Below are 11,788 nucleotides of genomic sequence, written 5' to 3'. Positions count from 1 at the left end.
ATACGGGCTAAGGATATATTCCTCAGCCCAGAAGAGAACCTAACATTTCAACATTGGGGGAACTGTATTATGCAGCCACATGGGCGCCGGTTTAAGATGAGGCGCAGATGCGAACGCAATCGGAGCCGGGATATACCTGAATTCACCCCGGCCGTCAAAGGCTTCCCCATGTGCCCATCTTCCTTGTGAGCTTTCATCCCCCCTGGAAAAGTTAAACAGGTCATAGGAGACTTCCTGCTTTTCGAGCTCACGCGGAAACGTCGTCGGGACGACAATATCCCGTTCTCTTTCCTCCAGCTCTTTAATGGCCGCGTACCACATATTTTGATGATAGGTATCCCTTGCAATCAAAAATGACAGCATATCTCTTACCCCTGGATCATCGGTCATGGCATAAAGCCGTGTCACCTGAAGGCGTCCTTGGGCCTCCGCATTTAAGTTAGCGCGAAAATCGGCCAGCAGGTTTCCGCTTGAGATAATGTATTTTGCATTCCACGGATAGCCCTCACTATCTGATGCCATCGCCCCCAATCCGGACACAATCGCGTGCTGAGGATTCATCCCTGACATGACTGCTGCGATAGCAGGATTGCTTTTATAAGCATCCTCCTGTACATCCGCGGGTGCATTGTCCAGAAGCCTGGAAATCATCGTTGCCAGCATTTCTACGTGCCCGATCTCTTCGGTCCCCACATCATATAACAAATCTTTATACTTAGCATCCGCCCTGCAGTTAAACCCTTGAAACAAATACTGCATCATGACGCTAATTTCACCGAATTGGCCGCCGAGCACCTCTTGAAGTTTTTTCGCATAAACCGGATCGGGATGAGCTGGCTTTGCTTGATATTGAAGCTCTTTTATATGATAAAACATGAATCATTCCTCCCCACACTTTCGCACAACCCCAGCGTATGAAGGAATAGGCTGACAGTGCAGGTCCCGTTTCGTTTTATGTATAAAAGCCAAGCTTGACGGCTTCCACATATCGATCAAACAAATCGTTTTGTATGTAGCTTTTATCACGGCACCCAAAATTGCGGAATAGCGCGTTTCGCTGCGCCGTGCTCACCTCCAATTGCAATCCCATTTCTCTTTTCGTCCGATTGACAATATTGTTTGGGTGTACACCTGCCAGGCGGTCTTTCTCATTAGTGAGCTCGGCGCTAAAACCCGCTTCATTCAGACGCTCACAAATGAGCTTGGCTTTTTTACGATCCGCCCCGCCGACCAATGTATGCGGGATTTTCGGATCATAATACCCGTGAAACGCTAATGCGTAATGGTGGTCATTCACTTTTTCTAAAGCCAGCGGCTCATCAAAACGAATGCTAGTGAGATGCAAGGAACGGTTGTTTCGCTGCTTTAGACCCTCAAATAAATAGATGGAACATCGATCAGAAAATGCCCGCACCAGTTCACTGACGCCAGGCTCAATTCTGCCGCCGTGAGGACCGAGGACGATAAGCTCACTTCCGTTTTTCTCCTCATAAATAATCCGGTACTCCGACTCAGAAGCAGAAAGGGCCGCAAAGTTGTCATACATATCTTCCATTTTGAACGCCCCCTTTACCAGTCAGCACCAGTTTACTCTACTCATCTATGAATGAAAACCTTTTTTATAGTATGATTTGATAGAATACGCAGAGGAGGTATATGATGGGGTTTATTGATGGATTACTCGGCAATGCGTCAACACTGTCAACGGCAGCTGTGAAAGAAGAGCTTGCCCATATTTTGCTGGAGGGTGAGAATGTTGAAGCCGGGTTTAAGCTGGTTCGCGATTTGATTGTCTTTACTGAAAAGCGGCTTATCCTTGTAGATAAACAGGGAATCACAGGCAAGAAAACGGAATTTCAATCGATTCCGTACAAAAGCATTTCCAGATTCAGCGTGGAAACCGCCGGCCGCTTTGACCTTGATTCAGAGCTGAAAATTTGGATCTCTGGCGCGGAACTTCCAGCCGTCTCAAAGCAGTTTAAAAAAGATGAGAGCATTTATGATATTCAAAAGGTGCTTGCCGCAGTTTGTATGTAAGATAAAAAGCCGGAAGCTTCACAGCTTCCGGCTTTTCATTTACAGCTTTTCCTCCAGCTTCGCTTTCGTTTTCGGACCGTAAATCCCATCAGCCGTTAAACCGCTGACAGACTGAAAACGTTTCACTGCATTTGCTGTTTTCGGTCCATAAACGCCGTCAACGCCGTGATTTTTCGCTCCTTTATCAGGATAAAAATAAAGAGCGGCTAAAGCGGTCTGCACCTGCTTTACTTTTGTCCCTTTCGTCAGCGGGCTTGTCACTTTGATCACGCCGGATGGGAGCGGATATGAGGATGCGGCATGGCTTTTAGAAGCAGATGCCGTCTGAGGCAGTTTGATCACTTGTCCGACTTTAATGTAATTCGGGTCAGTAATATGATTGATGCTTTGCAGCGTTTTCACACTGACTCCGTGTGATGCGGCAATCCCTGACAATGTGTCGCCTTTTTTCACATGATATACAGACGCTGAAGAAGAGACTGCAGCTTTTTTAGCTGATAAGCCCCCGTTTAATTCCTTTTCAATTGCCGCCTTCACTTGATCCCAGCGCCCCTCTGATAAAATGCGGTGCGGGCAATACTTTCCGTTCCAGTCCTGGTGCTTTCTCACCCGATCGATGCCCCAGCCGCGCTCCTTCAACAGCTGTGCAACAAATGAAATCGCCAAGGCTTCAGCTGCCTCATACTTCGGGCCTCCCGATTTGCTGTAGCAAATCTCAACGCCGATTGATTTGCGGTTTCCCGGACCGTTTGTGCCGTCACCTGTGTGCCAGGCGTTTCGGTTAAGCGGCAGACCTTGAATTACCTCTTTATCATCGACCGCAAAATGAAAGCTTGTCGAGCTTGTGTTCCCGATCATATAGCTGATTTCATTGGCCGCTGACGCATCGTTTGCCGTGTTGTGAATGGTAATGTATTCAGCGGACATTGCATTAGGACACTTCAACGCATATTTCGCCTCAGAAACCAAATTTTTCTTTACTGGAATGCTCACCTATCATCTCTCCTTTTCTTTTTTCATAAATAGGTGGCATTCGTAGGACGAAAAGCTCATATCATCTATCACCGTAATATGGATAAATGTGTTAAACTGAAGTTCACGGAGGGTCTGAAAATGTATACATATTTAATGCTGACAATGAGAACGGAGAAATTTAATCAGGAGCATGTGGCTGGGCACTATGAATTTCTGGATCGTTTACAGGCAGAAAAACGTTTTAAAAATGTTTGGGCCATTCAGCGACGCCACAGGCGGAGCGTATGTCATCGAAGCAGATTCGCTGGAAGAGGCAGCGGAAATCGGGCATGCGGATCCGCTGGTGGCAAGCGGATCTTCTGAGCTGACGATAAAAGAATGGAAGCTGAAATAAAAAAGACCCCTAAGGGTCTTTTTTTATGCATCATGTTTGATTGCGTGCCGCAATATGAAATGTTTTCCCTTCTGTGTTTGCTGTTTCACCTGCATGAACCATCACCTGAGTAAAGCTGAACCCGACCGCAACGAGCAACAAACCTGACATCCATTTAGATTTCATATAAACAATCTCCTCTCTGGATTTGTTTTTGTGCGTGCACCATTTTCTCATAAAATGAAAGTGCTTTTTCGGGCTGTCCGTTTTCTATATAGAATTGGGCAGCATCATGCGCCAGCTCTTCAATATAAGGATACAGCATATGTTCTTCAAGAAATTGAAAGGTGTGTGAGACTGATTCTGTGTCTATGTTTTTTCCGTATAACGCATGTAAAAATTGAAAAAGCTCCACGAATAATTCATCACTGTATTGACGGGCGATTTCCAATCCTTCACGATACTTTTTTTGCGCTTCGGCGTCATTTTTTTGTTTATACAGAACTTGTGTTAAAGAGTAGATAGAATGCGGAAGATTATCGAACTTTTCCGACTTGCAAATAGAAACAGATTTCTCAAAGTATTCGGCTGCCTTTTGCAGTTCACCCATTTTCTCATAGCAGTTTCCGAGATTATATAGGGCGGAACTGATCAGGCGGGGATTGCCTTCTTTCTTTGCAAGATCTAAAGCCAGTTCTAAGTGGGGCAATGCTCTTTCTGGATACTGCATATCATCATAATTACCTGCAATAACGAATTCACATTGGATTCTGCGGACGGTGTACGTTTCATACATTTGGTATGTTTCTAATGCCTGAACGGCGTAGCTCATCGAAACATAGGTTTGTTTTAAATTGTAAAAAATCTCAGCCATTTTAAAAGCAAACTCGGCTTTCTCAATATCATCCGAGACGAGGGCAAGATTCTTTTCTGCCCGTTTATAGTACATCATGGCACTGACAAACATCTTCTGCTTAAATTCATACATTCCTCGAAAAAAATTAAAGTAATATTCGAGAAGCCCTGTCAGCTTGTACTGATTCCCTTCGATGTCTTCTAATAATTCTGAAAACTCCAGCTGCGACGTGTCCTCTCCAAAAGGCTTAATGTAATCCAGCATGACACGATGCCTGAACTCCATTAAAGAATAATACAGCAGCAAATCTTGGTCTTCTTCCATATCCTCAATTTCTCTTTCTACTTCGAGCTTGACCCGTTCGGCTTCAGCGACGTGGAACTGCCGGATATGAGTATACCATTCATTAATTTTAAGCCCGACATAAGAGGACGGAATCGTCTGCTTCATCCTCAATTAATCCCCCCTTTTGAATTACCCGAGATATGTCATATTTTATCATATTTACAAGAAAAAGAAGAACGCAAAATAACCGCAATTGTCGAATTTCGGCTAACCGCAACAAAAAAGCACGGGTTTTTCAAACACCCGTGCTTTCTTTTAGTGAAAACCGACTTTGTTTCTTTCCATCCAGCTTCCCCGCTGGCTTTTTCTTTGCTCTCCTGTCATGTCTTTCACCATGGTTTCAATATGGTGATTCCCTTCTTGGTGCCATTGAAGGGCTGAAGATACATATAATTCTCCCAGCTGTGCAAAGGAAAAGCCTTCTGTAAGTTTTGCGGCGTTTTTTATTTCTCCTTCACTCAAAAAGATGCCAAAGCCTCTCATTTTCATATATTCCAGCCGCAGCTCTTCATCCGGAAGCCCGATTTCATAGGCACGGTCAAATCGCCCTGCACGATTCATCAAACCTGGATCGATCTCTTCGGGATAGTTTGTCGTACCGATGAGAAATAGCCCCTCTTTTGATGTCGCGCCGTCCAGCGTATTGAGAAAAAAGGACCGCACATCTTCCGGCATCGAATCTATATCCTCGATGACCAGAACTGCAGGAGCGAGGCGTCTCGCTGCCTGAAAGACTTCTTCTATTGTCTCGCTCGACGTAAATTCAGTAATTTGCCAATAAGCAACAGGTGCATCGATACTGCCTGCGATCGACTTCACTAACGTCGTCTTTCCGTTTCCAGGAGGTCCATATAACAGAATGCCGCGCTTGTAAGGGATGTCATATGTTTGATAAAACGATTTATCACTATGAAAAAACTGATCAATTGATCTGTATATCTCTTTTTTCAATAGCGGATTCATGATGACTTGACTCCGCTGAACCTCTCTGACAATGGCTTCCTGCTCTCTTGAAGTCCCTCCATCTCCATCCGTAAACACGGTCACTTTCCGCTTGCTTTTTTCCCAAAGACGCGGTCTGACTCCCTCCAGAAATGCACGCATCTTTTCATCGTTAACCGCAAACAGACAATCAAAACTCATAATGCTCCCATCTTGAAAATATGGAATTCTGGCAAAAGCAACTCCCTTTTCAGGATACGCGTATACACTGTTTCTTATAGACTTATGGACGGTATAATCCGGTTCTTTCTCATCTTCATCGTAAGCAAAGGTTTTCTTTTCAAGCTTTTCAAATATATATGCCACATGCTCAGGCTCCAATGAACCGCTGCGGACATCTTCTACAAGAAGCTCCCAGTATTCCGTATTTGGATCATCACTGGCATAGAGCTCATAGAATACACCGTATTGATCATAAAGCGTTTCTTCAATCCGTGTGATAAGGTAACCGAAAGTGCCGTAGCCCGCCGCAGCTCTTTCATTCTCTTTTTCTTCGTACTGATAAATGAAAGGTATGTTAGTCATGTTTATACTCCATTTCATGTTTTGTGAACGTTATATATACGATTGACATAGCATTTTGTTTCATCCCACAGCATATTACTTGTGAATTCATAACCGTTGATATAGGATTTCATTGCACCATTTATTTTTACATATGGAGGAGATCATAATGAGCCAATCCAATCAAATTGTCAGCCATTTTTTATCCCATCGAAACGTGACCAATGAGCTTGCCGAAAAAATCAGCAAAGACCATTACAGCTACAAACCGGCAGAAACATCAATGTCAGCAGAAGAGCTGGTCAAACACATTCTTACGTCTTTCCACTTGTTCGCAAATGTCATTCAGGAAGGCAATGCCTCACCATTTCAAAACAAGCAGGAAGAAACAGAAACAGATCTCAATGTTCTGGCAAAAACATATACAGAAAAAACGGTCGCTATCCTTGAACAGCTGACTGAAGAGCAGCTGGACAGAGAAATTGATCTGACATCCGCTTTCGGCAGAAAAGTCACAGGCCGCGCGCTGCTTCAGCTTGCAATGGAGCATGAAATTCACCATAAAGGCAACCTGTTCGTGTATGTGCGGGAAATGGGCCACACTGAGCTTCCTTTCTATCAGCAGCGCATGTAGCGTAAACAAGAAAAAAGATACCTGTTAAGAGGTATCTTTTTTTTGCGCCTTTAGTACTTCTCGATTTCGTCCAGACACTCATTATAGGGCAAATGAATAGAGATATTGAGCATACCAAAATTTCAAGCAGCTAACGTGCAAAAATTCAAAAAATTTAATTGATTAACGCGTCCTAATCATATATAATCTGATAAAAATAGTCGGGTTTTCAGGAGGCCTTTATCATGAGTGTAAGCATCATATTGATGGGTTTGTTTGTCGGAGCCTTAGTCGGATTGACGGGAGTGGGTGGAGCGGCCTTATTAACTCCGCTTTTAATTGTGCTTGGAATTAATCCTTCCATCGCGGTCGGTACAGATCTTGTATATAACTCGATCACAAAGCTGTTTGGCGTTGCCTCCCATTGGCGGCAGAAAACGATTAACTTTAAATTGGTAAAATACTTAGCCATCGGCAGTATTCCGAGTGCTTCGCTAGCCATTGGCATATTGCATTTGTTCCCCGCCTTTCACCAGCATCAGGAAGAAATTATTAAACACGCTCTAGGATATGTGTTAACGCTGGTTGCCATTTCAATCATCGTTCGTTTGTTTTTGGATAGAAAACTTCGTCCCAACCGCTGGCAGCTGATGCCGCTTGAAAATAAGAGGGCTCTGACAATTCTTATTGGTGTTGTGTTTGGGTTTATCGTCGGATTAACATCAATCGGTTCCGGCTCATTATTTGCAATTGCCATGATTTACTTATTTAACATGAAAGCGTCACAGATTGTCGGAACCGATATCGCGCATGCATTTCTTCTTGTTACGGCAGCAGGCATTTTGAACGCAAGCTTCGGAAGCGTGGATTACATGCTGGCAGCTAATCTGCTCCTCGGTTCAATTCCCGGCGTGCTGATCGGGAGCCATCTTTCGCCTCGATTCTCCCCGCGTCCGCTGCAATTTATTATGGCGTCCATTATTTTAGTCAGCGGTTTAAAATTGATTTAATGAAGAAGGCTATCCGCTTGAAGGATAGCCTTTTCTTATTATAGCGTCACACCCGATTTAAAAATGGCGAGTTCTCTGAAATCATTTTTTTCATGGTTCACAAGCTGGCCGCTTGCCACCTCAACCATATAGTGGATAAACTCACGCAGCACATATTCCTCATGAACATCATCCTCTGCTAAAAGGCCTGCGTTAAAATCAATCCAATGCGGCTTCGCTTCATACAGCTCGGTGTTTGTCGCTACTTTCACCGTCGGGACAAAGGTGCCAAACGGCGTGCCTCTCCCCGTTGTAAAGAGGACAATTTGGCAGCCGGCCGCCGCCAATGCGGAGGAGGCGATCAAATCATTGCCCGGTGCGCTCAAAAGCGTCAGCCCTTTTGTCTTGAGCACTTCACCGTATTTCAAGACATCCGTGACAGGAGAAATCCCCGCTTTTTGCGTACAGCCTAGCGATTTATCCTCAAGTGTAGAAATGCCGCCCGCTTTGTTGCCCGGTGAGGGATTTTCGTACACCGGCTGATCATGTTTGATAAAATATTGTTTAAAATCATTGATTAATTGGACTATCTTATGAAACACTTCTTCATTGGCAGCCCGCTGCATCAGGATGGTTTCTGCGCCGAACATTTCCGGTACTTCCGTCAGCACAGTACTTCCTCCCTGTGCAATGAGATAATCTGAAAAACGGCCTAGCAGCGGGTTTGCGGTTATGCCGGAAAAACCGTCCGAACCTCCGCATTTCAGCCCGATCTTCAGTTCAGACAGCGGAATGTCTTCTCTCTTATCTCCTTTGGCCGCTTCATGAATTTCCTTCAGCAAAGCAACACCTGCCTCCATTTCGTCGGTCACCGACTGGGATTCCAGAAACTTTACCCGCTTCAGATTCACATCCTGCAGTGCTTCCTTCATTCCGGCCAGCTCATTGTTTTCACAGCCAAGCCCTAGCACCAAGACGCCGCCGGCATTTGGATGGCGAATGGCATTCAGCAGGATTTGCTTCGTATTTTCATGATCGTCGCCAAGCTGCGAGCATCCGTATTGATGCTTTAACACCAGTACGTTATCAAATGGAGCGATATCCCCTGTTTCTCTGACAAAACGCTGCAGCATTTTTTCTGCTATCCCATTGACACAGCCGACAGTTGGGACAATCCACAATTCATTCCGTACACCCGCATCTCCGTTTTCTCTTCTAAAACCTTTAAACGTCCGGTTCTCATTAGAATACGGATTTTCATCAAATCTTGGTGTATAGCTGTATGATTGGATATCAGACAGGTTTGTTTTCGTATTATGGACATGAATATGCTCTCCGATCGAGATATCTTGTGATGCATGACCGATTGGAAACCCGTACTTGATGATGCTGTCATTTTCTTTAATAGGCTGCAATGCAATCTTGTGACCTCTTTTTATATCATCCTTTACTTCAAGCGACACGCCGTCCGCATGCAGCCTCTCTCCCTTTTGGATATCCCGCAGAGCAAGAAGGACATTATCTTGCTTATGAATCTTTATAAACGACTTCAACGTACCTCTCCCCCTTGTATGCAGTATTGCTCAAGAGCCCGCTGCATGCCCAGCTCATGAATATGATTCAAGTAAACAGCGACTCTATCAGTCAGCCTCGGTATCTCATTGAGATCTGCCCCCCATAGCTGCTGTTCGCCTAACACTCTTGATGCAATCCGAAGCATGTCGCCATCCTCCTGACACCAAACCTCTTTGAAAAATTGAAGCACTGCCGGATCATCCTGCAATGTCTCGTTATCATGATAAAAATACAGAAGAGCGCTGAAAGAAAACACCAAGCGTTCAGGAAGCTGTCCCTTTTGTTCAGCATATTCCTTAAGAGTCGGCAGGTTTCTCGTTTTGAATTTGGAAACGGAGTTCAATGCAATGCTTTCCAGGTAATGCTTAATATACGGGTTTTTAAAACGGTTCAGCACATCGTCAGCATACTGAGAAAGACCTTCCATTTTTAAAACAGGAAGAATTTCGTCGTCAATCAGCTCTCTTATAAATTGCCCCACTTCCGGATGCTCGACAGCATCCCTAACAGTTTTTAAGCCGTATAATAAAGCCACTGGCGTCATTGCTGTATGAGCGCCATTTAAAATTCTTACTTTTTTAGTCCGGTATGGGGTGAGGTCGCTGACGATCTTTGTCTGGAGCCCTGCAGCCGCAAAGGGAAGTTCTTTTCCAATCCAATCAGGCCCCTCGATAACCCATAAATAATATTGCTCTCCCACAACTATCAAATCATCCTGATAGCCAAGCTCTGCCGTGATCTCATCAATGCTGTCGACGGGAAAACCCGGGACAATCCGGTCGACTAAACTATTACAAAATGTATTGGCCTCATGAATCCACTGTGTAAATCCTTCCTCCAGCTTCCACAGATGTGCATAATGAAGAACCGTTTCCTTCAGCTTTTCGCCGTTGTTCTCAATCAGTTCACATGGGATTAGGACACACCCTTTTGTCTGATCTCCTTTAAAAGCCTGATAGCGGAAGTAGAGAAATGCTGTTAATTTCCCAGGGAATGTTTTTTGCGGCCTATCCTCTAAACGATCTTTTTCATCACATACAATCCCAGCCTCAGTGGTGTTGGAGATGATAAACCGAAGCCCTTCGCTTGATGCCAATTCTTTGTATGCTTCATAATCAGAAAACAGGTCAATCCCCCGGCTGATTGAGTTGATAATCATATGCTCGTTTACCGCTTCTCCGTCTTTCATTCCTTGTAAAAAAAGCGTATATAATCCATCTTGCTGATTTAATCGTTTGATTTTTTCTGAGCCTCTTGGCTGGACAACTGCCACGCTCCCATTAAAATCAGTGTGTTGATTCAATTGATCAATCTGCCAATCAACAAATCCCCGAAGAAAGTTTCCTTCTCCGAATTGGAGAATTTTTTCTGGATACCGAGTATAGTGATCGTACACATTTTTATTCAGTTTCTGCATCCTTATTGCCTCCCTCTTCTTATGCACACGTTAACATTTTTCTTTATAAAAGAATGCCCGCTGAAAAACGGGGCATCACGTCGTCAATCGTCTGACTGAATCACGCACCATGAATTCTGTGTTTTCCAAGATTTTTTCTGCTTTTGTTTCGGGCTCGCTGATCAGAGACAAGAGTTTTTGCGCACCGAGCACGCTGATTTTCTCCACTGGGCGCTTTACTGTTGTAAGTCTTGGCGTGATGTACTGTGAAAACCCAATATCATCAAACCCGATCACCGAAATATCATCAGGAACGCGCAGGCCCTTTGCGAATATCGCATTCATCGCTCCGATTGCCATGTCATCATTCGAACAAAAAACAGCGGTTGGAGGATTCGGCAGTGCCAGCAGCCTCTCCATCGCTTGAAAGCCGCTTTCCATATCGTACTGTCCTTTGACACTGTATTCATGCTTGATCGGAATATGATGTTGAATCAGTGCAGATAAGTAGCCTTCCTTTCGCTGCTGGGAGGATTTAAAGCCTTCGATCCCCTCGATGATGGCGATGTCTTGATGGCCGGACTGAATGAAGTATTCTACAGCTTCTTGAGAGCCTTCCTTGTCATTGGACAAAATATTCGTGATGGTGCGATCATCAATATCACGATTCAGCACGACAAGCGGAATGTTTTTTTCGCGAATATGGTAAATGAAAGAATTATCAATGTCACTTTGGCTCATTAAAATGATGCCGTCATACCTCATCGGTGTAACGGAGTCATAGTTTTTCAGATCATCAATGCCGCGCACATACAGATTGTAATCCTCACTTATGGCTTGATTGACGCCTTTGATTGTGTCTGCAAAGAAGCTGTGTGAGGTTCCGTTTGTAATGCTTGTAAAGAATAGCCCGATCGTATGCGACTTTTGCATCGCCAGGCTTTTCGCATTTACATTTGGTGTATAGTTGAGCTGCTCTGCTAGCTCTAATATCTTTTTCTTCGTATGTTCTTTGATGTAAGGACTGTTGTTGAGTGCTCTGGAAACGGTTGTGTGGGATACGTTTGCGAGTTTTGCGATATCTTTTATGGTTACCATCTAATTCCCTTCCTTATCATACCGG

Annotated in this window: 12 protein-coding genes and 1 pseudogene; 4 read left to right on the top strand and 9 right to left on the bottom strand. The window is 44.3% G+C overall.

What is annotated here, in order from left to right; genetic code table 11:
* Positions 1-39 precede the first annotated feature (39 nt).
* Both NYE53_RS06810 and NYE53_RS06805 read right to left on the bottom strand, forming a co-directional pair.
* Positions 40-876 carry a manganese catalase family protein gene (locus NYE53_RS06810; protein ID WP_187954321.1) on the bottom strand — a complete coding sequence of 279 codons (837 nt, stop codon included), beginning with the start codon at positions 874-876 and terminating at the stop codon, positions 40-42.
* Between the two features lie 76 nt (positions 877-952).
* Positions 953-1,555 carry a poly-gamma-glutamate hydrolase family protein gene (locus NYE53_RS06805; protein WP_339247895.1) on the bottom strand — a complete coding sequence of 201 codons (603 nt, stop codon included), beginning with the start codon at positions 1,553-1,555 and terminating at the stop codon, positions 953-955.
* Between the two features lie 104 nt (positions 1,556-1,659).
* Between NYE53_RS06805 and NYE53_RS06800 the strand changes: the two genes are divergently transcribed.
* Entirely contained in the window at positions 1,660-2,037 is a 378-nt protein-coding gene (locus tag NYE53_RS06800) for a PH domain-containing protein (protein WP_339247892.1), read from the top strand.
* A gap of 39 nt (positions 2,038-2,076) precedes the next feature.
* On the opposite strand, the gene NYE53_RS06795 is transcribed toward NYE53_RS06800, so the two are convergent.
* Positions 2,077-3,030, bottom strand: coding sequence for an N-acetylmuramoyl-L-alanine amidase (locus NYE53_RS06795; protein WP_339247889.1), 954 nt, complete (start codon positions 3,028-3,030; stop codon positions 2,077-2,079).
* Positions 3,031-3,150: 120 nt separating this feature from the next.
* Here NYE53_RS06795 and NYE53_RS06790 point away from each other — a divergent pair.
* Positions 3,151-3,406: pseudogene (locus tag NYE53_RS06790) on the top strand (YciI family protein).
* 30 nt (positions 3,407-3,436) lie between these two features.
* Here NYE53_RS06790 and phrA read toward each other — a convergent pair.
* The 3 genes from phrA to yjoB all read right to left on the bottom strand — a co-directional run bounded on the left by phrA (position 3,437) and on the right by yjoB (position 6,113).
* The gene (gene phrA, locus NYE53_RS06785) at positions 3,437-3,571 is read right to left on the bottom strand and encodes a phosphatase RapA inhibitor PhrA (protein WP_003245487.1); all 135 of its coding nucleotides are present in this window, start codon (positions 3,569-3,571) and stop codon (positions 3,437-3,439) included.
* Positions 3,561-4,697, bottom strand: coding sequence for a response regulator aspartate phosphatase RapA (gene rapA, locus NYE53_RS06780; RefSeq protein ID WP_015252291.1), 1,137 nt, complete (start codon positions 4,695-4,697; stop codon positions 3,561-3,563). The genes phrA and rapA overlap by 11 nt, the downstream gene beginning before the upstream one ends.
* 144 nt (positions 4,698-4,841) lie before the next feature.
* Entirely contained in the window at positions 4,842-6,113 is a 1,272-nt protein-coding gene (gene yjoB, locus NYE53_RS06775; protein WP_003245490.1) for an ATPase YjoB, read from the bottom strand.
* A 148-nt stretch (positions 6,114-6,261) separates the two neighbouring features.
* On the opposite strand from yjoB, the gene NYE53_RS06770 reads away from it, so the two are divergent.
* Together NYE53_RS06770 and NYE53_RS06765 are read left to right on the top strand one after the other, a co-directional pair.
* Positions 6,262-6,726, top strand: a complete 465-nt coding sequence (locus NYE53_RS06770; RefSeq protein ID WP_339247887.1) for a DinB family protein — start codon at positions 6,262-6,264, stop codon at positions 6,724-6,726.
* 224 nt (positions 6,727-6,950) lie between these two features.
* On the top strand, positions 6,951-7,715 hold the full coding sequence (locus NYE53_RS06765) for a sulfite exporter TauE/SafE family protein (RefSeq protein ID WP_003245643.1): 765 nt from the start codon (positions 6,951-6,953) through the stop codon (positions 7,713-7,715).
* Positions 7,716-7,753: 38 nt separating this feature from the next.
* Here the strand turns inward: NYE53_RS06765 and NYE53_RS06760 are convergent, their stop codons facing one another.
* From NYE53_RS06760 to NYE53_RS06750, 3 genes are all read right to left on the bottom strand, one after another.
* Positions 7,754-9,247 (bottom strand): altronate dehydratase family protein, encoded by a 1,494-nt coding sequence (locus tag NYE53_RS06760; protein WP_339247884.1) that lies wholly within the window; start codon positions 9,245-9,247, stop codon positions 7,754-7,756.
* Positions 9,244-10,686, bottom strand: coding sequence for a tagaturonate reductase (locus NYE53_RS06755; RefSeq protein ID WP_339247882.1), 1,443 nt, complete (start codon positions 10,684-10,686; stop codon positions 9,244-9,246). Before NYE53_RS06755 ends, NYE53_RS06760 begins: the two co-directional genes overlap by 4 nt.
* A gap of 75 nt (positions 10,687-10,761) precedes the next feature.
* Positions 10,762-11,763 carry a LacI family DNA-binding transcriptional regulator gene (locus NYE53_RS06750; protein ID WP_021479486.1) on the bottom strand — a complete coding sequence of 334 codons (1,002 nt, stop codon included), beginning with the start codon at positions 11,761-11,763 and terminating at the stop codon, positions 10,762-10,764.
* Positions 11,764-11,788: the final 25 nt, after the last annotated feature.

The sequence above is a fragment of the Bacillus sp. FSL R5-0523 genome (genome assembly GCF_037975295.1).
GTDB lineage: Bacteria > Bacillota > Bacilli > Bacillales > Bacillaceae > Bacillus > Bacillus subtilis.
The sequence above is the reverse complement of the archived record's forward strand: the minus strand, read 5'-3'. Positions and strand labels throughout refer to the sequence as shown.

Excerpts from the sequence above, each read along its gene's own strand:
- NYE53_RS06810 (WP_187954321.1), bottom strand. The coding sequence starts at position 876 with ATGTTTTATCATATAAAAGAGCTTCAATATCAAGCAAAGCCAGCTCAT.
- NYE53_RS06805 (WP_339247895.1), bottom strand. The coding sequence starts at position 1,555 with ATGGAAGATATGTATGACAACTTTGCGGCCCTTTCTGCTTCTGAGTCG.
- NYE53_RS06800 (WP_339247892.1), top strand. The coding sequence starts at position 1,660 with ATGGGGTTTATTGATGGATTACTCGGCAATGCGTCAACACTGTCAACG.
- phrA (WP_003245487.1), bottom strand. The coding sequence starts at position 3,571 with ATGAAATCTAAATGGATGTCAGGTTTGTTGCTCGTTGCGGTCGGGTTC.
- yjoB (WP_003245490.1), bottom strand. The coding sequence starts at position 6,113 with ATGACTAACATACCTTTCATTTATCAGTACGAAGAAAAAGAGAATGAA.
- NYE53_RS06770 (WP_339247887.1), top strand. The coding sequence starts at position 6,262 with ATGAGCCAATCCAATCAAATTGTCAGCCATTTTTTATCCCATCGAAAC.
- NYE53_RS06765 (WP_003245643.1), top strand. The coding sequence starts at position 6,951 with ATGAGTGTAAGCATCATATTGATGGGTTTGTTTGTCGGAGCCTTAGTC.
- NYE53_RS06755 (WP_339247882.1), bottom strand. The coding sequence starts at position 10,686 with ATGCAGAAACTGAATAAAAATGTGTACGATCACTATACTCGGTATCCA.
- NYE53_RS06750 (WP_021479486.1), bottom strand. The coding sequence starts at position 11,763 with ATGGTAACCATAAAAGATATCGCAAAACTCGCAAACGTATCCCACACA.